This window comes from Enterococcus sp. C74 (assembly GCF_040887125.1).
Taxonomy (GTDB): Bacteria; Bacillota; Bacilli; order Lactobacillales; family Enterococcaceae; genus Enterococcus_B; species Enterococcus_B hirae.
Window position 1 is genome coordinate 41,964 of the sequence record NZ_JBFOFA010000003.1, and the last position, 21,950, is coordinate 63,913.

The 21,950-nt window shown below is 38.1% G+C and carries 21 protein-coding genes and 1 other annotated feature; of the genes, 15 read left to right on the forward strand and 6 right to left on the reverse strand.

Annotated features, from left to right (window positions below; all coding sequences use genetic code 11):
• Window positions 1-65: 65 nt before the first annotated feature.
• The 4 genes from trxA (at window position 66) to AB3H93_RS04720 (ending at window position 4,845) form a co-directional block, all read left to right on the forward strand.
• The gene (trxA, locus tag AB3H93_RS04705) at window positions 66-380 is read left to right on the forward strand and encodes a thioredoxin (RefSeq protein ID WP_010718648.1); all 315 of its coding nucleotides are present in this window, start codon (window positions 66-68) and stop codon (window positions 378-380) included.
• 195 nt (window positions 381-575) lie between these two features.
• Complete coding sequence (gene uvrC, locus AB3H93_RS04710) at window positions 576-2,354, forward strand: excinuclease ABC subunit UvrC (protein WP_368020224.1); 1,779 nt, start codon at window positions 576-578, stop codon at window positions 2,352-2,354.
• 336 nt (window positions 2,355-2,690) lie between these two features.
• Complete coding sequence (locus AB3H93_RS04715; RefSeq protein ID WP_368020225.1) at window positions 2,691-3,590, forward strand: ABC transporter ATP-binding protein; 900 nt, start codon at window positions 2,691-2,693, stop codon at window positions 3,588-3,590.
• Window positions 3,583-4,845: an ABC transporter permease gene (locus AB3H93_RS04720; protein WP_010738019.1), complete on the forward strand. Its 1,263-nt coding sequence runs from the start codon at window positions 3,583-3,585 to the stop codon at window positions 4,843-4,845. The genes AB3H93_RS04715 and AB3H93_RS04720 overlap by 8 nt, the downstream gene beginning before the upstream one ends.
• Window positions 4,846-4,992: 147 nt before the next feature.
• Here the strand turns inward: AB3H93_RS04720 and AB3H93_RS04725 are convergent, their stop codons facing one another.
• Window positions 4,993-5,712, reverse strand: a complete 720-nt coding sequence (locus AB3H93_RS04725) for a gamma-glutamyl-gamma-aminobutyrate hydrolase family protein (RefSeq protein ID WP_368016432.1) — start codon at window positions 5,710-5,712, stop codon at window positions 4,993-4,995.
• A 214-nt stretch (window positions 5,713-5,926) separates the two neighbouring features.
• Window positions 5,927-5,975: a sequence feature (sodium ion sensor (DUF1646 type); this cis-regulatory element may regulate processes involved in with the transportation of sodium ions), on the forward strand.
• 107 nt (window positions 5,976-6,082) lie between these two features.
• On the opposite strand from AB3H93_RS04725, the gene AB3H93_RS04730 reads away from it, so the two are divergent.
• The 10 genes from AB3H93_RS04730 to AB3H93_RS04775 all read left to right on the forward strand — a co-directional run bounded on the left by AB3H93_RS04730 (window position 6,083) and on the right by AB3H93_RS04775 (window position 16,537).
• Window positions 6,083-6,436, forward strand: a complete 354-nt coding sequence (locus AB3H93_RS04730; protein WP_192924300.1) for an ATPase V — start codon at window positions 6,083-6,085, stop codon at window positions 6,434-6,436.
• Window positions 6,423-8,417, forward strand: a complete 1,995-nt coding sequence (locus AB3H93_RS04735) for a V-type ATP synthase subunit I (protein WP_034867349.1) — start codon at window positions 6,423-6,425, stop codon at window positions 8,415-8,417. Before AB3H93_RS04730 ends, AB3H93_RS04735 begins: the two co-directional genes overlap by 14 nt.
• A gap of 23 nt (window positions 8,418-8,440) precedes the next feature.
• Window positions 8,441-8,911, forward strand: a complete 471-nt coding sequence (locus tag AB3H93_RS04740; protein WP_010738015.1) for a V-type ATP synthase subunit K — start codon at window positions 8,441-8,443, stop codon at window positions 8,909-8,911.
• Window positions 8,912-8,932: 21 nt separating this feature from the next.
• Entirely contained in the window at window positions 8,933-9,523 is a 591-nt protein-coding gene (ntpE, locus tag AB3H93_RS04745; protein WP_185079699.1) for a V-type sodium ATPase subunit E, read from the forward strand.
• 14 nt (window positions 9,524-9,537) lie between these two features.
• Complete coding sequence (locus AB3H93_RS04750; RefSeq protein WP_010738013.1) at window positions 9,538-10,524, forward strand: V-type ATPase subunit; 987 nt, start codon at window positions 9,538-9,540, stop codon at window positions 10,522-10,524.
• A complete protein-coding gene (locus tag AB3H93_RS04755) occupies window positions 10,514-10,825 on the forward strand; it encodes a V-type ATP synthase subunit F (RefSeq protein ID WP_010718638.1) in 312 nt (103 codons plus the stop codon). Before AB3H93_RS04750 ends, AB3H93_RS04755 begins: the two co-directional genes overlap by 11 nt.
• 20 nt (window positions 10,826-10,845) lie before the next feature.
• The gene (locus tag AB3H93_RS04760) at window positions 10,846-12,627 is read left to right on the forward strand and encodes a V-type ATP synthase subunit A (RefSeq protein ID WP_010718637.1); all 1,782 of its coding nucleotides are present in this window, start codon (window positions 10,846-10,848) and stop codon (window positions 12,625-12,627) included.
• Complete coding sequence (locus AB3H93_RS04765) at window positions 12,620-13,996, forward strand: V-type ATP synthase subunit B (protein ID WP_010718636.1); 1,377 nt, start codon at window positions 12,620-12,622, stop codon at window positions 13,994-13,996. Before AB3H93_RS04760 ends, AB3H93_RS04765 begins: the two co-directional genes overlap by 8 nt.
• A gap of 7 nt (window positions 13,997-14,003) precedes the next feature.
• Window positions 14,004-14,636, forward strand: a complete 633-nt coding sequence (locus tag AB3H93_RS04770) for a V-type ATP synthase subunit D (RefSeq protein ID WP_080292479.1) — start codon at window positions 14,004-14,006, stop codon at window positions 14,634-14,636.
• Between the two features lie 554 nt (window positions 14,637-15,190).
• Window positions 15,191-16,537 carry a TrkH family potassium uptake protein gene (locus tag AB3H93_RS04775; protein WP_088745692.1) on the forward strand — a complete coding sequence of 449 codons (1,347 nt, stop codon included), beginning with the start codon at window positions 15,191-15,193 and terminating at the stop codon, window positions 16,535-16,537.
• Between the two features lie 239 nt (window positions 16,538-16,776).
• Here the strand turns inward: AB3H93_RS04775 and AB3H93_RS04780 are convergent, their stop codons facing one another.
• Together AB3H93_RS04780 and AB3H93_RS04785 are read right to left on the reverse strand one after the other, a co-directional pair.
• Entirely contained in the window at window positions 16,777-17,502 is a 726-nt protein-coding gene (locus AB3H93_RS04780) for a GNAT family N-acetyltransferase (protein WP_096710062.1), read from the reverse strand.
• A gap of 263 nt (window positions 17,503-17,765) precedes the next feature.
• The gene (locus AB3H93_RS04785; RefSeq protein WP_010718633.1) at window positions 17,766-18,137 is read right to left on the reverse strand and encodes a VOC family protein; all 372 of its coding nucleotides are present in this window, start codon (window positions 18,135-18,137) and stop codon (window positions 17,766-17,768) included.
• A gap of 128 nt (window positions 18,138-18,265) precedes the next feature.
• On the opposite strand from AB3H93_RS04785, the gene AB3H93_RS04790 reads away from it, so the two are divergent.
• Window positions 18,266-18,703, forward strand: a complete 438-nt coding sequence (locus AB3H93_RS04790) for an NUDIX hydrolase (protein ID WP_034699102.1) — start codon at window positions 18,266-18,268, stop codon at window positions 18,701-18,703.
• Between the two features lie 90 nt (window positions 18,704-18,793).
• Here AB3H93_RS04790 and yidA read toward each other — a convergent pair whose 3' ends face one another.
• From yidA to AB3H93_RS04805, 3 genes are read right to left on the reverse strand one after another with little or no spacing between them, the layout of a single operon-like run.
• A complete protein-coding gene (yidA, locus tag AB3H93_RS04795) occupies window positions 18,794-19,606 on the reverse strand; it encodes a sugar-phosphatase (RefSeq protein ID WP_010718630.1) in 813 nt (270 codons plus the stop codon).
• Window positions 19,607-19,630: 24 nt separating this feature from the next.
• Window positions 19,631-21,001, reverse strand: coding sequence for an HD domain-containing protein (locus AB3H93_RS04800; protein ID WP_053765708.1), 1,371 nt, complete (start codon window positions 20,999-21,001; stop codon window positions 19,631-19,633).
• On the reverse strand, window positions 20,985-21,815 hold the full coding sequence (locus tag AB3H93_RS04805) for a lipoate--protein ligase family protein (protein WP_010738006.1): 831 nt from the start codon (window positions 21,813-21,815) through the stop codon (window positions 20,985-20,987). The genes AB3H93_RS04800 and AB3H93_RS04805 overlap by 17 nt, the downstream gene beginning before the upstream one ends.
• Window positions 21,816-21,950 lie beyond the last annotated feature (135 nt).

The following is a 21,950-nucleotide window of genomic DNA, read 5'->3' on the forward strand; positions in this document are numbered from 1 at the left end:
AAGGCTCGTCTCGAATCAAGAAAGGTGCTATAATGACTCTAGACTAAAAAATGGAGGTCTTTGATATGTCACAAGTAGTTACAGATACGACATTTAACGAAGAAACAGATAAAGGCTTAGTATTAATCGACTTTTGGGCAACTTGGTGTGGACCTTGTCGCATGCAAGCACCAATTTTAGATCAGCTGTCAGAAGAATACGATGAAGATGAATTCCGAATCGTAAAAATGGATGTAGATGAAAACCCACAAACACCTCAACAGTTTGGGATTATGAGTATTCCAACATTATTGTTGAAAAAAGATGGGCAAGTCGTTGAAAAAGCGGTTGGTGTACACTCGAAAGAGCAATTACGTCAAATGATCGATCAATATTTATAAACATCTGGAATGTTACTGAGATATCAATCAATGGATTGATATCTCGGTTTTTTTGTCCTTAGCACAAATTTCAGTAAAACCTTTCTCTAGTTTATCTAAACCCTCAAACAAGTCTAGGAAACAAATGAGCCGATTACGATTCTTTTTGACAGACATGTTATAATTAATTCAATGAAATTTGAAAGGAAGTATTTCATGAACGAACGTATCAAAAATAAATTAGCCTTACTTCCTGATCAACCTGGCTGCTACTTGATGAAAGATAAAAATGGCACCATTATCTATGTTGGGAAAGCAAAGATTCTCAAAAATAGAGTCCGTTCCTACTTTACAGGTAGTCATAATACCAAAACCGAACGATTAGTTAGTGAGATCGAAGACTTTGAATATATTGTTACAGAATCCAATATCGAAGCTTTACTTTTAGAAATCAATTTGATCAAGAAAAATGATCCTAAATACAATATCATGTTGAAAGATGATAAAACGTATCCTTTCTTGAAAATCACAAACGAAAAGTACCCACGCTTAGTCATTACACGTAAAGTGTTAAAAGACAAAGCAGTTTATTTTGGACCATATCCAGATGTTGGCGCAGCCAACGAGACCAAAAAAATCCTTGATCGGTTGTTTCCGTTACGAAAGTGTAAACCTAGCCAAACGAAAGAACCGTGTTTGTATTATCACTTAGGACAATGCCTTTGTCCTTATTATTTTGATGTTGATCCACAAGTTTACACGAAAATCGTTGATGAAGTTAAAAGCTTTTTAAATGGTGGCTATGAAAAAGTTGAATCAGAAATCCACCAAAAAATGGTCCAAGCTGCTGAAAAGATGGAATTTGAAAAAGCGGCAGAATACCGCGATCAGATACGAGCCATTGAAACGATTATGACTCGTCAAAAAATGACCAATACAGATCTGGTGGATCGAGATGTTTTTGGTTATGCCATTGACAAAGGCTGGATGTGTGTCCAAGTATTCTTTGTCAGACAGGGGAAATTGATTGAACGGGATGTGTCGATGTTTCCTTTTTATAATGAAGCAGAAGAGGATTTTCTGACTTATATCGGGCAGTTTTATCAAGAAAATGAACATTTTATTCCTAAAGAAGTCTTGATTCCTAACACGATCGATCAACCGAGTGTGGAGGCATTGTTGTCCACAAAAGTTTTACAACCCAAACGTGGTGAAAAGAAAAAATTAGTAGAACTTGCGAATAAAAATGCTACGGTTGCATTGAATGAACGATTTGATTTGATTGCTAGAAAGCAAGAACGAACGATTGGGGCAGTGGAACGTTTAGGGAATGCCATGAATATTCCTACACCTGTTCGGATTGAATCCTTCGATAATTCGAATATCATGGGAACCAATCCAGTAGCGGCAATGGTGGTATTCATCGATGGAAAGCCAGCAAAAAAAGAATACCGCAAATATAAAATCAAAACGGTCACAGGACCAGATGATTATGCTTCGATGCGAGAAGTGATTTATCGAAGATATTCTCGTGTCATTCGAGAAGGGCTTCCTTTACCTGATTTGATTTTGATCGATGGTGGGAAAGGGCAAGTAGATGTCGCCAAAGATGTTTTAGAAAATCAACTTGGGATCGACATACCAGTGGCTGGTATGGCTAAAAATGATAAGCATAAAACGAATGAACTCCTTTTTGGAAATGAACTTTCGGTGGTTCCATTGGAAAGAAATTCGCTCGAGTTCTTTTTACTTCAACGGGTCCAAGATGAGGTCCATCGGTTTGCGATCACATTCCATAGACAACTACGAAGTAAAAATAGTTTTGCTTCTAAGCTGGATGAAATCGAAGGATTAGGACCGAAAAGAAAAAAATTACTTCTAAAAGAATTTAAATCGTTGAAAAATGTTACGGCAGCGACGATGGAAGAACTCCAACAAATTGGGCTACCAAAAAATGTTGCTCAAAATGTTTTTGATAAATTGCATGAGAACTAGCATAGGACACTTTACAAACTACGTAAAGTGTCCTATGATTTTTTGTATAACAAATGATGTAGAATTCGTTTTAGTTCGACGAGGCGGGAAGCGCTATGATGACTATTGGAAATGATTATAGCCAACCTAGATTGAATAAATGTCAAAATGGTCGTTGTTTCAATGAAAAAGTGGGAAAGAATGGTTTTCTTTTTAAACTATTCATTTTTCAATAGACTTTGGACCTTTAATTGATAAAGAATCTCTGGACTATTTCATTTTTTGCATTTGTATGCGATTTAAGTTGTCTGAACTATCTGAATATGGTAGAAGAAATGGAGACGAAGGAGTGAGACGATGTTAGAAGTGAAAGATTTGGTTAAGACGTTTGGAGACTATACCGCTGTTGATCATGTGTCTTTTCCAATACCTGATGGAAAGATTATGGGGCTGATCGGACAAAACGGGGCAGGAAAAACCACAACTTTTCGATTGATCTTAGATTTTTTGACACAGGATCAAGGGGAAGTTTTATGGAATGGACAACCTTTGGGAGAAAAAGACTATGACATTATTGGCTATCTTCCTGAAGAACGTGGGTTGTATCCGAAAGTAACGATTCAAGAGCAATTGTTGTATTTTGCTGAATTGAGAGGCAAAAAAAGAAAAGAGATCGAACCAAAAATCGATTTTTGGATGGAAAAGTTCCAAGTAAAAGGAAAGAAAACCGATAAAGTAAAATCATTGTCTAAAGGAAATCAACAAAAAGTCCAATTGATTGCTACGTTGATCCATGAACCTAAATTAATCATATTGGATGAGCCGTTTAGTGGGCTTGACCCAGTCAATGCAGAATTGCTGAAAGACGGGATCATTGAGTTAAAAGAACATGGCTCATGTGTTATTTTCTCCAGTCACAATATGGATAATGTTGAAAAAATCTGTGATCATTTAATTATGTTACGTAATGGAAAAATGGTGTTAAGCGGGAAAGTCCATGAAATCAGAAATTCTTTTGGACGTACAAAGTTATTCTTAGAATCTGGCTTGTCCCAGGAGGAAGTTGCAATGATCGAAGGGGTCGAAAAAGTCGTCACTCATGAAGATCAAACGCTTGAAATCACTTTAAACGATCCTGATGTAGGAAAAGAAATCTTTACCCGAGCAACACAATTTGGCTATATTCCAATGTTCAATCAACAACCGCCTACCTTAGAAGAGATATTCAAAATGAAAGCAGGTGAGATTGATGCGTAAATTTTGGATCATTACAAAAGATGTTTATTTAAAAAATGTCAAATCTATCTCTTTCTTGATTATGATCTTAGTGCCATTCATTATGATAGGGATCGTTTATTTAGCAGGCAATTTTGCTCAGCAAAACAGTGAGATTAATAAAATTGGTGTATTGTCCGAAAATCAACAAGTAACGCAACAGCTTGAACAAGTAAAAACCGATGAGTTCAGCTTTCAAGCGGTTGATTCGCAAACACAAGCTCAAAAAGAATTAGCCGATGAAAAAATTGATGCCTATTTAGTCGTCACAGTCGAAAACGATCAGCTAAAAGGTCAACTTTACAGTGAAAATTCGTTAGGACAAAGTACACAATTGTTGATCCAACAGCAATTAACTGGATTGCAATCACTATTGCGAGCTAGCCAACTGGGACTTTCTCCTGAAGAAGTAGCTAGTCTTAGTCAACCAGCAAGTTTGACTAGACAAAAAGTAAGTTTTGATAGTAATAACAAAATGAAAGTTGGAGAAGATAATTCTGGCGTACAATATGCGATTAGTTATGCAGCAACCATTATCTTATTTATCATTATCCTGACTTATTCACAAATCATCGCGCAAGAAATTGCTTCTGAAAAGGGAACTCGAATCATGGAAGTCATTTTATCAAGTACGACAGCTCAAAAACATTTTTATGGTAAATTGACTGGTGTCTTGTTAGTTGCTTTAACGCAGATGGCTCTATACGGAGTGATCTTGACTGTGGGATTCCAACAATTTAAACATATGGATTTTGTAAAAAGTATCATAGAGAATATTTCACTAGATAAGATCATCGGACCATTTTTATGGTACGCATTGTTGTTTATGTTCTTTGGTATCTTGATCTTCTCCGTTTTAGCGGCTTTATGTGGATCATTAGTCAACAAAGCAGAAGATACAGCAAAAGCGATTTTACCAGTTACTTATCTTTCTTTAGGTGGCTATATGCTTGGGTTGATCTTAGGCGCATCTGATCCAAACAATATCGTGATTCGGATCACGTCCTATATTCCGTTCCTTTCTTCTTATATTATGCCGATTCGTTTGGCGAATGAGACAGTTGGGATGACTAGTGTATTGATTTCACTTGTAGTGTTAATCATTGTCACATTCCTGCTAATGTTCTTCTCAGCGAACATGTATAAATCAAATGTTCTTGTTTATAGTGAAGGTGGCTTATGGAGTTCATTGAAACAGTCACTTTCAATTATGAGAAATGAACGTAAGAAATCCTAACCGACTGACTATTAAAAGCAGTATCGGCACAACAAAATGGTAAATGAAAAACTAAATGCTGGCGTTATTTCGGTTGATCTACGAAATAACGCCAGCATTTTTTAGGATATTCTAAAGGAAAAAAATCGTTGCCCAATCACTTCAGGACTAAAATTCTTGAACAAAAAAATCAAATAATCCTTGATCAGTGGGATTGCTTGAATGTGTCAGCTCTGGATGCCATTGTACACCAAATAATCGAACATCCTTATCGAGACTTTCAATCCCTTCCACTAGACCATCAGGTGAAAAGGCTGTGGCTTTTAATGAAGGTGCCAGCTCTTTCAACGCCTGATGATGATAAGAGTTTACTAAATAAATATCAGGTAGTAGCTGATGTAAAAGAGTATCGGGTAAAATCTTTACTTCATGAGTAGCAAATTGTGGGGCGGTTGGATGCTGTTCATGTTTGACTGACCACTTAGGATAAGTGGTTAAATCTTGATACAAACTACCCCCAAGCACGACATTTAAGAGTTGCATTCCACGACAAACAGCAAAAATTGGTTTGTTTTGTTTGAGTGCCTCGCTGATAAGTGCTGCTTCAAAGAGATCTCTTTGAAGGTTGGTTTCTAAAAGTTTTGGATGGGGAGGTTCATGATACAGTTGTGGGGAAATATCCTGTCCACCGGCTAAGATCAGTTTATCGATTTGGTCAATATAAGCAGAAGCGGTCTTAGGGGATGAGATCGGTAAAACGATCGGTAAACCATTCGCCTGCTGTACAGCATTGACAAAGCCTTGGGGAGTATAGGTTACTTGATTTCCTTGAAAAGTATCTGTCGCTCGGATCAACTGATTTCCAGCAATTCCAATAATGGGTAACATAAACATTCCTCCAAATCGTCTATTCGTTCTATTCTATCAAGAATAAAAAAAATTTAAAACTATTTGAAATAGATCTAGTTTGGGAATACATATGAAGAAAAAATTTTTTTATGAGAATTTCTTATAAAAAAACAGAGTTACCGAGGAAAAATATGGTGTTCTTATTGAATTTTTTCGTCATTTTGGTACAATAGAATTAAATCACGAATAAAATGGTTGGGCATAATGCTTCAAGGATCGCGTTCTTCAAGGGGTGAGAAGAACATATTGAAGGGCTCAGCATCATTAGTCAACTAAAGGGCACATACTTTCAATGTAACGAGAGCATGTGTCCTTTTTTAATCGAAAGGGGGAAGTGATTGTGACAGAAATGGCACGAATTTTGACAAGAATCAAAGAAGCAGAAGAGAATAATCAGAAAAAAGAAGAGCAGGTCAAAGCTGAACTTGCTCAATATGAACAATTAAAAAATAACGAATTAATCGATTTGAATAAAGAATTCCAAGAACGATTAACCAAGCTGATGAAAGAAAAAAGAAAAAATGAAGAGGAAGTAACTGAAGATGAACAGCACAAACTGGAATTGATTTTAGAACAATTTCGTCAAAAAGTTCTTGAAATAGAAAAAACATATTTAGAAAAAGAAGAAGAGGAAATAGCGAAGAAAAAGAACTTAACAAATGAGATCATTGAAAGGATGAAACAAAAAAATGGCTGTCACTAAAATGGAAAAAGTGACTCTCATTTCAGATAAGAAAAATCGTGAAATCTTGTTGCAAGCAGTTCAAGGACTTCATGCAGTAGAAATCCGTGATCTGTTCCAAGAATCTGAAAACAATCAATGGGTAGAGACGTTTTTTCCTGAACCAGAGATGATCGATAAGGACAAGGAACTGGCGAAATTATCCTATAAATTAACGGATATTCGTACAGCTATCCAATTTATCGAACATCATGGCGAAAAAAGTCAGAAAAAACAACACTTAAAAAGGCGTGAACTTTCGTTAGATACTTTGGAAAAAAATTATTCAGAAGAAGCTTTTTCGAAAAAGCTGGAAGAAGTCTTACTTTTGAAGGAACAATGGGAGCAACTGGTAGACGAACGCCAACAATTGGAAGACCAAGAGAATTGGTTGCTCAATTGGCAAAATCTGGATCTGGCACCTAAAGCATTTGATAGTCAAATGACCAAGCTAGTCATTGGAACGGTCAATGCTAAAAATGCTGAATCTTTTAAAGCTGAAGTTGCTGAGATAAACGAAGCCTATTTAGAAGAAATCAACTCTTCACCAACAACGACTTACTTTGCCTACATTGTTTTACGAGCTGACGAGTCACGCATGGAAGAAATCGCCAGTCGTTATGGATTTGTTAAAGAAGACTATCTGTATGAGGGGACACCACAGCAACAGTTAGTTGCTGCAAAACAAAGTTTACAGGAAATCAAGGACCAACAAAAGAAACTCTCTTCAGCCATTGGAGCTTGTAGTGGGTATATCAAAGATTTCGAATGGACGGAAGAAATCTTCTTGGCTCGCTCTGAACGAGAAGCAATCAAGGACCGGATCATTCATACTCCTTATCTGATTCTGATTCAAGGCTGGGTGGATCATGAAGAAAAACAAGAATTGATCCACATGCTACAAAATGTCTTAGCAAGTGAAGAAGTCTATTTGACCTTTGACGAGCCAACGGACAATGAAATTGCTGAAGAAGTACCGACCAAACTAAAGAATCATCCGATCGTTGCTCCTTTTGAGATGTTAACGGAGATGTATAGTTTACCAAAGTATGAAGAAGTTGATCCAACGCCGTGGATGATGCCGTTTTACCTCGTCTTTTTTGGCATGATGGTGGCGGATATCGGGTATGGGTTACTGATGTTTTTAGGGGCATTTTTACTCCAAAAATTAGTGGTATTGCCACGGGGAATGCAACGTTTTGCAAAATTCTTTGAGATTCTAGCAATCCCTTCGATCATCTGGGGATTTATCTACAGCTCATTTTTTGGGGCGGCATTGCCTAAAGAAATTTTTGGTATTCATTTACCATTTCCGATTTTGTCTACTACAGATGATGTCAACACGATCTTGATTTTATCCGTAATTTTTGGGTTGATCCAAATTTTAGTCGGACTATTTATTGCTGCTAAGGAACATATCAAACGAAAAGCATATGTCGATGCCGTGAATGATGGGTTTGCTTGGCAAGGGATCTTGCTTGGTATCATTCTGATTTTATTGGGAACGATGATCCTTAAAAACAACGCCTTTGTTTATTTAGGCGGTGCATTAGCTGTTCTTTCAGCCGTATGTATTTTGATCATTCCTGTTTTCCAATCTTCTTCAAAAGCCAAGGGGATCGCCAAAGGTGCGTATAATTTATATGGTCTAACTGGCTATATCGGAGACTTAGTCAGCTATACACGACTAATGGCACTGGGAATCTCTGGAGGAAGTATTGCCGCAGCTTTCAACATGTTAGTTGCTTTTATGCCTCCAGCTGCTCGTTTTAGTGTCGGAATTTTATTGATCATTGTCCTACAGGCTTTGAATATGTTCTTAACACTTTTGAGTGCCTATGTACATGGCGCACGATTACAATATGTAGAATTTTTTGGAAAGTTTTACACTGGAGGAGGGCGTTCCTTCAAACCACTAAAAACGGTGGAGAAATACGTCAACATCAATCATAAGAAAAAATAGAAATATTGGAGGAATTTGATACAATGATGGATTATTTGATTACTCAAAATGGTGGAATGGTATTTGCAGTATTAGCGATGGCAACAGCAACGATTTTTTCAGGAATCGGGTCTGCTAAAGGCGTTGGAATGACTGGGGAAGCGGCAGCTGCATTGACGACCAGTCAACCAGAAAAATTCGGACAAGCGTTAATTTTACAATTACTTCCAGGTACCCAAGGATTATACGGCTTCGTTATCGCCTTCTTGATTTTTATCAACTTAGGCAGCGATATGTCTGTCGTTCAAGGATTGAACTTCTTAGGAGCTTCCTTACCGATTGCCTTTACTGGTTTATTCTCAGGGATCGCTCAAGGGAAGGTTGCAGCTGCTGGTATTCAAATTCTAGCGAAAAAACCTGAGCATGCAACGAAAGGGATCATTTTTGCTGCGATGGTTGAAACATATGCCATCTTAGGTTTCGTTATTTCTTTCTTACTGGTCTTAAATGCGTAATAGCCTAGCTTATAAGGAGGAATGACGGTGGATGCGATTGATAAAATCATCACTCAAATAAATGAAACAGCACAACTCGAACGTGCATCATTCGAAGAAATGAAGCGCAAAGAAATCGATCAAAAATTTGAAGTGAAAAAGTGGCAGATCGAAGCAGATTTTCAGAAAGAAAAAGCAAGTAAACTGGAAGAAATTGAACGAAGTTATCGCCAGTTGAGAAACAAGCAAAAAATGCAAGTGAAACAAGAAATCTTAAATGTGAAACAAGAAGTTTTACAGCGTTTATTCACGGAAGCAACGCTTCAGTTAGAAAATGAACCAAAAGAAGAACAACTTGCATTGATGAAGCAAATGATCCAAACATTACCGATCAATGGCACAGCTCGCTTGATCCCAGGAGAAAAATCAGCGGATATCTTAACACCTGCGGTCATCGCTGAATGGAATGAAGAACTTCCTTTTGAATTAATCCGGGAAGACTTTACTGAAAAAGCACAAGCAGGGTTGATCATTGATGATGCTGGTATCCAATATAACTTTTTATTTAGTCACTTGATCAAGGAAATTCAAGAGACGATGAGTGCTGAAATTGCCAAAGAATTATTTGACTAAGGAGGGATTGTTAAATGGAGTATCATGAATTAAATCCCTTGATACGTGGTAGAGAATTAGAGTTGATTTCAAAAGACACGTTTGAGCAAATGATCCAAACCGATTCGATTGATTCACTTGGAGAAATCTTACAATCCACGATCTATCAGCCGTATATCTATGACGGCTTTGACAAGGATTTTGAAGCCAATCTCTCTCAGGAACGCAGCAAATTATTCCAGTGGTTGAAAGAATCTGCACCAGAACCGGAAATCGTTTGGATCTATACGATGCGTTACACTTTCCATAATTTGAAAGTATTGACAAAGGCTGAGATCACAGGGCAAAACCTTGATCACCTTTACATCCATGATGGATTTTATTCGCTGGAAGTGTTGAAAGATGCGATTCACACGCAAGTGTCGGTGGAATTGCCAGACAGTCTCATGGATTATATTCGAGAAGTTCATGAATACTGCGAAGAATCGACTATTTTACAAGGGATCGATGTGATTTATGACCGTTGTTTTCTAACCGAGCAACGTCGCTTAGGGGAACAGCTTGGTTACCCTGAACTATTAGAAGAGATCATTGCTTTTATCGATTTAACGAATATCACCACGACAGCAAGAGGGATCTTGCAGCATCGTTCTGCAGGTTTTATGACAACAGTTATTTCAAGTTCAGGAAGTATTCCGAAAGACACATTGCTTTCCTTTGTTCGTGGGGAAATGGCATCTTTTACTCAGTTTTTACTGACAACAGATTACAGTGAGCTATTAAAGCAAGTCATCCATGAAGAACAGATTGATCTAGTCAGCTTGGAACAATTGAAAGATGATTATTTAAGTTCTTTTTATCAAGTAGCACAGACACAAGCGTTTGGCCCGTTACCATTACTAGCTTTTTTGAACGCAAAAGAAGTCGAAAGTAAAAATCTGCGCCTTTTGATCATTGGCAAACGAAATCACTTTTCACTGGAACAACTAAAAGAAAGGATGAGACAGGTCTATGACTTATAAAATTGGAGTAGTAGGTGACAAGGATTCTGTCTCGCCTTTTCGATTATTTGGCTTTGATGTACAGCATGGTACGACAAAGACTGAAATAAGAAAAACAATCGATGAGATGGCTAAGAATGAATATGGTGTGATCTATATCACCGAACAATGTGCAAATCTGGTCCCTGAAACGATTGAGCGCTATAAAGGACAATTGACACCTGCGATCATTTTGATTCCTAGTCATCAAGGAACCCTTGGTATCGGTTTAGAAGAGATCCAAAATAGTGTGGAAAAAGCTGTTGGACAAAATATTTTATAATAGGAAAAGGAGATAGTCATTTGCAAATTGGAAAAATCATAAAAGTCTCCGGTCCTCTCGTTATGGCAGAAAATATGTCAGAAGCAAGTATTCAAGACATGTGTTTAGTGGGAGATTTAGGAGTCATCGGCGAAATCATTGAGATGCGTCAAGATGTGGCGTCTATTCAAGTATATGAAGAAACTTCAGGAATTGGTCCCGGGGAACCTGTTCGTTCAACTGGGGAAGCACTATCTGTTGAGCTAGGACCAGGAATCATTTCACAAATGTTTGACGGGATTCAAAGACCACTGGATACATTTATGGAAGTGACTCAAAGTAACTTCTTAGGACGTGGGGTCCAATTACCAGCTTTAGATCATGAGAAACAATGGTGGTTTGAAGCGACAATCGAAGAAGGAACAGAAGTAAGTGCTGGAGACATTATTGGGTACGTGGATGAAACGAAGATCATTCAGCACAAAATCATGGTCCCTAATGGTATCAAAGGAACTGTACAAAAAATTGAATCTGGATCATTTACGATCGATGATCCGATTTGTGTGATCGAAACGGAACAAGGCTTAAAAGAGCTGACGATGATGCAAAAATGGCCAGTACGTCGTGGTCGACCAATCAAACAAAAATTAAATCCAGATGTACCGATGATCACCGGTCAAAGGGTCATTGACACGTTTTTCCCAGTAACTAAAGGAGGAGCGGCAGCCGTTCCAGGTCCGTTTGGTGCAGGGAAGACAGTTGTGCAACACCAGATTGCTAAGTGGTCGGACGTAGATCTAGTGGTTTACGTTGGTTGTGGGGAACGAGGAAATGAAATGACGGATGTCGTCAATGAATTTCCTGAACTGATCGATCCAAATACGGGCGAGTCTTTGATGGAACGAACTGTGTTGATCGCTAATACATCGAACATGCCAGTAGCTGCTCGAGAAGCTTCTATTTATACGGGAATCACGATTGCTGAGTACTTCCGCGACATGGGGTATGATGTAGCAATCATGGCAGATTCCACTTCTCGTTGGGCAGAAGCACTGCGTGAAATGAGCGGACGTTTAGAAGAAATGCCTGGTGATGAAGGTTATCCCGCTTATCTGGGCTCTCGTCTAGCTGAATACTATGAACGTTCAGGACGTGTCATTGCTCTAGGCTCTGACCAACGTGAGGGCAGTATCACTGCCATCAGTGCGGTTTCTCCTTCTGGTGGAGATATCTCTGAACCAGTGACTCAAAATACCTTACGAGTGGTAAAGGTTTTCTGGGGATTAGATTCTAGTCTTGCTCAAAAAAGACATTTTCCATCGATTAACTGGATCCAAAGTTACTCATTATATTCAACAGAAGTTGGCAGATATATGGATCAAATCTTACAACAGGATTGGTCTGATATGGTAACTGAAGGCATGCGGATCTTGCAAGAAGAAGAACAATTAAATGAAATCGTGCGCTTGGTAGGGATCGATTCGCTTTCTGATAACGATCGCTTGACCCTTGAAGTAGCAAAATCGATTCGAGAAGACTATTTACAACAAAATGCTTTTGATGATGTAGATACGTTTACTTCAAGAGAAAAACAATTCAACATGTTGAAAGTTATTTTGACTTTTGGGAAAGAAGCACGAAAAGCCTTATCGTTGGGAGCGTACTTCAATGAAATCATGGAAGGTACAGTAGCAGTCAGAGAACGCATTAGTCGGAGCAAGTATATTCCAGAAGAAGAGTTAGCCAAAATTAGTAGTATAAATGAAGAAATCAAAGAAACGATCCAATTGATTGTTTCAGAAGGAGGGATGACCGATGATTAAAGAATATCGTACAATCAAAGAAGTGGTCGGCCCTTTGATGGCAGTCGAAAAAGTTTCGGGAGTCAAATATGAAGAATTGATTGAAGTTCGGATGCAAAACGGCGAGATTCGTCGTGGACAAGTACTAGAAGTCCAAGAAGACAAAGCAATGGTTCAGATCTTTGAAGGAACAAGTGGAATCAATCTAAAAAATTCTTCCGTACGTTTTTTAGGACACCCTTTACAATTAGGGGTATCAGAAGACATGATCGGTCGGGTTTTTGATGGTCTTGGTCGACCAAAAGACAATGGACCTGAAATCTTGCCAGAAAAATATTTAGATATCAATGGCGAAGTAATCAATCCAATTGCTAGAGATTATCCCGATGAATTTATCCAAACAGGGATTTCAGCAATCGATCATTTGAATACATTAGTTCGTGGTCAAAAATTGCCGGTTTTTTCTGGCTCAGGTTTACCACACAAAGAGTTGGCTGCCCAAATTGCTCGCCAAGCAACTGTTTTGGATTCTTCCGATGATTTTGCTGTGGTTTTTGCTGCTATCGGTATTACTTTTGAAGAAGCCGAATTTTTTATGGAAGACTTTAGACAAACAGGTGCGATTGACCGCTCCGTTATGTTTATGAATTTAGCTAATGATCCAGCAATCGAACGAATCGCCACACCAAGAATGGCATTGACGGCTGCTGAATATTTAGCTTATGAAAAAGGCATGCACGTCTTAGTCATCATGACCGATATGACCAACTATGCAGAAGCGCTCAGAGAAATTTCGGCCGCACGTCGAGAAGTTCCTGGCCGTCGTGGTTATCCAGGCTATCTTTACACAAACTTAGCCACCTTATTTGAACGAGCTGGACGGATTAGAGGATTGAAAGGTTCTGTGACTCAAATTCCGATCTTGACGATGCCAGAAGATGATAAGACTCATCCGATTCCCGATTTGACGGGTTATATTACAGAAGGTCAGATCATTTTAACGAGAGAGCTTTATAAGAGTGGGATTCAACCACCGATCGATGTCTTGCCTTCTCTTTCACGGTTGAAGGACAAAGGAACAGGTGCCGGTAAAACGAGAGAAGACCACGCAGCAACGATGAACCAATTGTTTGCCGCCTATGCGCAAGGAAAACAAGCGAAGGAATTAGCTGTCGTTTTAGGTGAATCTGCCTTGTCAGATATTGATAAAATCTATGCAAAATTTGCGGAACGATTTGAAAACGAATATGTCAACCAAGGATTTTACACCAATCGGACGATCACAGAAACGCTTGACTTAGGTTGGGAACTGTTGGCGATGCTTCCAAGAACCGAGTTAAAACGAATCAAGGATGATTTACTGGATAAGTATTTGCCAGAAGGGAAGTGAGTTCCTTATGCGATTAAACGTTAATCCTACGAGAATGGAGTTAACTCGTTTAAAGAAACAATTAACGACAGCGACAAGGGGACACAAACTTTTAAAGGATAAACAAGATGAATTGATGCGTCAATTTATTTTACTGATCCGTAAAAATAATGAGTTACGCCAAGCAATAGAAAAAGAAACCCAAACAGCAATGAAAGATTTTGTCTTAGCAAAGTCAACAGTCGAAGAAGCCTTCATTGACGAACTTTTAGCATTACCAGCGGAAAACGTCTCACTTTCTGTAGTTGAGAAAAATATTATGAGTGTCAAAGTTCCCCTCATGAATTTTCAATACGATGAAACATTGAATGAGACACCATTAGAGTATGGCTATCTTCATTCTAATGCAGAGTTGGATCGTTCGATCGATGGTTTTACGCAGCTCTTACCAAAGCTTTTGAAGCTGGCAGAAGTTGAAAAAACATGTCAACTCATGGCTGAAGAGATCGAGAAAACCAGAAGAAGGGTCAATGCGTTGGAATATATGACGATTCCTCAATTGGAAGAAACGATTTATTATATTAAAATGAAGCTGGAAGAAAACGAACGAGCAGAAGTAACTCGCCTGATCAAAGTGAAAAATATGGGAACAGAAGAGTAAGGCTGATCCAATTCAGCATTCTAATGACTTTTTTCATGATCAAAACAAATCGAATTTAGCGTAAGAAGAAAAAGTAGTCATTTATTTTTCTTCTTGCGCTCGTTTGCTTATAATGGAAAGAGGTCGTGAAAGAAGCGGTCAGCTCCGAGCGAATAAGGGAGGATTTTTTTAAATAGCTTCTCCTATTTTAGAAAATCATCGCTTATTGTTGAGGAGTTGCTTCTTGAACGCCGTGAGTAAGGTCGTGAAAAGCATGGTCTGCTTCAAGAATTAAGAACTAAAAATTGAAAATAGCTTTTCATATTTTTGATTTTTTGAGCTTAATTCCGCAGAAGTAATGCTTTGAACACCGTGAGTAAGGTCGTGAAAACATCGGGAACTCCGATGACAGTAAGAAAGAATTTTTTGAAACAGCTTCTCATGTTTTGAAAAATTCAGGCTTATTGCCGAGTAATTGCTTCACGCCAATGATTCATTTTGTACCTATTTATGATCGCAGAACAAAATGTCGTTCTGAGATCTTAGATAAAAATTAAGCATAAGGAATGACTATCATGAAAAAAAGAGTAAGAAAACGATTATCACCTGTCCAGCTAATTGCTGCTGGTTTTTTTATCTTGATCCTGTTTGGAGGTAGCTTACTGACGTTACCATTTTTTAGCCGCAGCGGAGAAAGCACCCATTTTATTGATGCCTTATTCACTGCAACCTCAGCTGTTTGTGTGACTGGTTTGACGACACTGAATACTGCGGAGCATTGGAATAGTGCAGGACAGTTTTTGATCATGACCTTGATTGAAATCGGTGGGTTAGGCTTTATGATGATCCCGATCCTCTTTTTTGCTATTGCGAAGAAAAAAATCAGTTTTAGTATGCGGATTGTACTAAAGGAAGCCTTAAACCTTGAAGAGATGTCGGGTGTAATTAAGTTAATGATCTATATCTTAAAATTTGCGGTGGTGATCCAAGTAATCGGGGCGGTTGCTTTGAGTGTAGTTTTTATTCCTGAATTTGGTTGGGTTAAAGGAATCTGGTTTAGTATCTTTCATGCCGTTTCTAGTTTTTGTAATGCAGGATTTGATTTATTAGGAGACAGTTTACTCGCGGATCAAACAAATGTTTACCTGATCATGGTCGTTTCAGCGTTGATCATTGCAGGTGGATTAGGTTTTATTGTCTGGCGTGATATTCTAAGTTATCATCGGGTCAAAAAAATCACACTACATTCAAAAGTCGCCTTATCTGTAACTGCACTCTTATTAATTGGTGGATTTATTTTATTTTTCATCACTGAAAGAAATGGACTGACTTTAGTTAAAGGTACGTTTACAGAAAGATTAGCGAATACATTTTTTATGAGTGTGACACCAAGAACAGCAGGCTATTACTCTATTGATTATTTACAGATGAGTCATGCAGGATTGATTTTAACGATGTTTTTGATGTACATCGGAGGAACTTCTGGTTCGACAGCTGGAGGACTGAAAACTACGACATTAGGAATTTTATTGATCCAAATGCATGCCATGTTCAAAGGAAAGACACGAGCAGAAGCCTTCGGTCGAACCATTCGCCAAGCAGCCGTGCTACGTGCATTGACTCTTTTCTTTGTAACTCTCTCTTTATGTGTTGTTGCGATCATGGTCCTATCTGTGACGGAGACGATTCCTAAAACGTCAGGAATCGAATATATTGCGTTTGAAGTCTTTTCCGCTTTTGGGACAGTTGGTTTGACGATGGGGTTGACCCCGGATTTGACATTGATTGGAAAACTAGTCATTATTTCTTTGATGTATATCGGTCGAGTAGGAATCATGACAGTAGTTTTTTCACTACTAGTAAAAGCGAACAGGGCAGAAGCCAATTACAAATACCCAGAAGAAAGCATTATGCTTGGGTAGTTGTGAAGGTATCGGGGAGTTCTGATAATAATAAAAAAGGAGAGGTTGGGACAATAGTCAGAAAAACTGATTATTGTCCCAACCTCTTATGATAGGATAATAAATTGGGAAATATTTAATATGTACTAAGTTAGGATGAATGATTTAAAATTTGCGGTAGCCGTCCAGAATAAAGTTAAAAAATTCTGGTAATAGATATAAATAGTTTTTCTTTTTGACTAAGTAAAGTATTTGTTCTATTATTTATCATATTTTTGAGCTTGATAAAACGAACCACTTATCTCATATCCTAATTTTGCATACATTTCTTTAGGTGTATCTGCATAGTCAGCGATAACAACTATAGTGGTATCATTATAAAATTTTCCTACGTATTGTTGTAACGCGGTTGCAACATATCTATTCCTAAATTTTGGAAGTGTGTAAATATCATAAATTTCAATGTTAGAAATATGCTTAATGACATTAACAAAACCAATTACTTTTTGATTTAAAGTAGCGATAAAAATATCTAGTATTCCTTCTTTAAATAAAGAAAGAAGAAAATTTTTATTTATGTTTGCAAATTCTTCTCCGTATATGATATCTTGATTAAATTTTACTTCTAAAAATTTATCCAGTGTGTTTGTAGTTACTTTTGAGATTTCAAAATTCTGAGATTCTTGAAATACTAGTTTGCTACTTGGAATAGTAAAAATTAACATTTGTTCTGTAAAAAATCCTTTGCTTTCTAGCGTAGCTATGAATTTAGCAGAAGGCTTAAAGTCAAATTTAAAGAGTGGGGAATCATTTAACCATTTTGACATAAATTTAGTATTTATATCATCTAATTCAAGTGTCGAAGGTTCTTTTTTTAACCAAATAAAGTTTTGATCATATAGATAATTAGAATAATTACTGACATGATTTTGAAATAAAGCATTTTCGCTAGAAACTTTTGATCCAGTAAAAAATTTTTTATTCATAGTGATTTTCTCCTTAATAAAGAGAGTAGGACAATAGTCAGAAAAAAACTGATTATTGTCCCAACCTTTTCTTTTTTGCATTTTCTGCGGTTACTCGCTTCGTAAGTTCTTCTGTGGAATGAAGAAGACCATGTTTTCACGACCTTATCCACGGCGTTCAAACATCAGCTCCTTGAAATAAGCCTGAATTTTTCAAAACATGAGAAGCTGTTTCAAAAAATTCTTTCTTATTATCCTCGGAGCTACCCAATGTCTTCACAACCTTATCCCCGAATAACTTCGATTTTATATCCGTCAGGGTCAACAACGAAATAATAAGAAGGAGCTGTTCCTGGAAGTCCTTTTAGGTCTGTCACATTGAATCCTTCTGCTTGGTGTTTTTCGTGAAGTGCTTCTAAATCATCCGCAGCAATAGCAATGTGTCCATAGCCATTCCCTAGATCATAGCCTTCATGATCATAGTTATAAGTTAATTCTAGTTCGTAGTCATCTCCTGGTAAAGTTAAATAAACAAGGGTGAATTTGTTTTCTGGAAAATCACGACGACGACTTTCTTCAAAGCCAAACGCTTTTTGGTAAAATTCTAATGAAGCGTCAAGATCTTTTACTCGAACGCAAGTATGAGCCATTTTCATAAATAACTACTTCCTTTCCTTTTTTTTCATCATAACAAAAAAAGAAAGAGCAATAGAAGATTTGCGCTTGTTTATGAGAAAACTCTCATGTAAAATAAAAAGTAAATAAGCTTAAGGTGGACAAAATGATGGATAAACCAGTATTTGGTGAAAAAGAAGCAGGGGTCCAGTATTCCCCACGATATGCTGCCTATATCATCGTGGAAGAAAAGAACAAACTAGCTTTGATTGAAGCTCCAAATGGTGCTTATTTTTTACCTGGTGGAGAGATCGAAGCGATGGAAACAAAAGAAGCAGCTCTTAAGAGAGAACTCCTTGAGGAAATGGGGATCGTCGCAGAAATTGCGACTTATCTAGGGGAAGCGGATGAGTATTTTTATTCCAATTACCGTCAGACCTATTACTATAACCCAGGCTACTTTTACGTGGCAAACGGCTGGCAACAAGTGGCAGAACCAACTGAAAAGACGAATACCATTTGGTGGGTCACACCACAAGAAGCCATTGAAAAATTAAAACGAGGTAGCCACAAGTGGGCGGTTGAAAAATGGTTATTGAACAATTAAAACAATTAAATCCAGAAAAAATCCAAAACCAGCGTACAGTCAGTGACGAACTGGTTTTGGATTTTTATTTAGTAGCAAGTGTTATTTTTATTATGATAAAACATACGTTTTGATCGCTTCTGCCACACCATGTTCTTCATTTGTTTTAGTGACCACGTTGGCAGCTTCTTTAACTAGCGGAACTGCATTTCCCATCGCAACGCCTAAGCCAGCATATTCAATCATCGATAAGTCATTTTCGTTGTCACCAATCGCCATGATTTCATCCTGATCGATTCCAAGATGTTGCGCTAAGTTCGCAACGGCTGCGCCTTTACTTGCTTCTTTGTTTAATACTTCAAAGTAATAAGGTGCACTTTTCACTGTCGTGTATTTTTCACGGAATGTTTGTGGCAAACGAGCAATCGCAGCATCTAAGATATCAGGTTCGTCGATCATCATCATTTTAACCAAATTGATATCTGGTGTCATTTCTTCAGGTGTGCGGTATTTCAACGGCATATGAACTAAGCTGGCTTCATGGATCGTATACGCACTGATATCACGATTAGAGGTGTAAATCGCCTGATCATCAATGGAATGTAGATGACTGCCAACTCGACGAGCCATCACTTCGATTTCTAAATAATCTTCATGTGTCAAACCATGACGTGCGATGATTTTTCCTGATTTTGTTTGTTGGACAAGTGCGCCATTGTAGGTGATCACGTAGTCATTTTCTTGGAATAAATCGAGTTCATTCAACTGTTCCTGGACACCAGGCAACGGTCTGCCGGTACACAAGACGATAGCTACTCCTTTAGCGACAGCCTGAGCAATCGCTTCTTTGACGTCTGCTGTAATTTCTCTTTTCTCATTTAATAAGGTTCCATCGATGTCGATGGCGACTAACTTGATAGACATAATTTCCTCCAGTGATCGTGTGTTTTAGTTTGTTTGGGTAATCAGTGAACCATTGCGGATATGGCTTGCAAATTCTTGATAGGTTTCGTCAAATAGATCGTAGTGATTTCTTAAAGACGGATCAACCATTTCTTTTGGAAAGAAAAATCGTTCATCTCCTTGTTCTTGTCCAGCAAGAGCAGCCACAAGTTGGCTCACCTCTGATAATTCTACCAAAGTTCCATCATTTCGCAAGATTTCGATTTGTGTTCGATGGCGTCCTTCTTCGGGGCGATAAAAATCATAAGGCAAATCATAACTGGAATTGATGGCAGTATAGTAGACAGGATTGTAGCCAACTTTTTCCACAAGAGCAGTCATTTCCTTGATCAAGGAAGAAGAGCGATCCCCAGAAAAAGTTGCCGATTTTAACGGTTTACGGTATAAGAAACGTTTAGCTAAATCACTTAAGATTGGATCAGAAAATTCTGTCCATTGGGTAAAATAAGTTCCTAAAACGCCATCGTCTAATTTTAAATACTCATCCAGTGTAAAGTTTTCGTCAAGAAACGGTAAGAGTAGTTGAGAATGGGATTCAAACACATTGGGATCTTCTCGATACAACTCATGCGCCCGATGTAACAAGTGTTCTAAAATTACTTCCATGCCACGAGACACAGGGTGAAAATAAACTTGAACGTACATTTGATAGCGGCTCACAATATAATCTTCGACTGCGTGCATCCCATTCATCGAAAAGGCGATCCCGCCTTTATAGGGACGAATAACACGTAAAATTCGGGTTAAATCAAACGTACCGTATTCTGTCCCAGTGTAATAGGCATCTCGCAACAAGTAATCCATTCGATCAGCATCGATCTGACTAGAAATCATTTGGACGACTTGGGGATTAGGATATGTTTTTTGGATCACACTGGCGACTTTTTCTGGAAATCCTTCTTCCACACGATTCAAAATTTGATAAACTTCCGTTTCGGGAGAAGTAATGATCTCTACAGTGATCGCTTCATGATTCGTATGGAAAATATGCTCAAATGTATGAGAATAAGGACCATGACCAACATCGTGAAGCAATGCTGCGCACAATGTAACCAAACGTTCTCGATCATCCCAGCCGTCAGCGCCAATTTTTTCTTGAGGGAAATTGCGGGAAAAGATATCACAGATCCGTCTTGAAATTTCATAGACCCCTAATGAATGAGTGAATCGACTATGTTCAGCGCCGTGAAAAGTAAAGGAAGAAGTGCCTAACTGTTTGATACGGCGCAATCGTTGGACTTCTTTTGAATTGATCAAGTCTAAAATGACTTGGTGTTGGACATGGATATAGTTATGGACCGGGTCACGAAAGACCTTTTCGATCGGTAATAATTGATATTTATAAGGAATAGTCATCAGCAAGCTCCTTTAATTTATTTCGTTCTTCCATTCGATTGATTTGATCCGTCCACTGTTCAGAAGTGACATGTGCCTCTTTCCAGCAGAGCGCATCAACTGAACGACTCTCTCCATAGAGTTGTGTGAGTGCCAATTGGAATTGTTGTTTTACATCCTCAATGGTTAAAGGCGTTTCAAGTAAATCAGCTAAGGTTGCCATACTTTCAGGAACGACCGCCGGATAACCATTCGTACCGAAATCCTCTTTCAGCGCTTCTTGATAGAATCGTTTCATCGCTTGACCTCTGGTTTGTTGTGCGCCATTGACACTAACATACATCATCACAGAAATCCCATTTTTTATGCGACGTTGGGCGATCCCCGCAAACTTTTTACCGTTGATACTCAGGTCATACGTACCAGGACAATAAGAATGAGTCACTTCAAAAGCTTCGATTGATACGGTTGGAAAAGCCAGACGAGTCAATGTGAGCATTTTTTCATAGGCAGCATCAATCGATATCTTCTCCTGTTCGTTTTGAGGGAAAATCAATGAGATATTTAAAACCCCTTGATCAGAGATGATCCCTAATCCACCAGCGTTACGAACGATTGGCTGATAGCCTGCTTTTCTTAGCTCCTGAATGCCTTCATGGAAGTAGGGCGTTCGAGTATCTTTCATTCCTAAGATCACCGTTTGTTCATATTGCCAAAAATGGAGAAAGTTTTGGTTGTTTTTTTTTGAATACTCGGTTAAGATATCCGTCAGAGCAAAAGGGGTAAAATCATTTTTTTGATAAATTTTTTGATCCAAAATAATTGTTGGATTCATTACATTCGCTCCTTTATATAATTAATCATCGATTGACATTCCAATGATTCACGTTTGTCATCGTTTCATGGGAGTTTCTCTCATTATTATACTATACTCTAATATACTCTAAAAAAAGAATTTATTGAGTCTGGG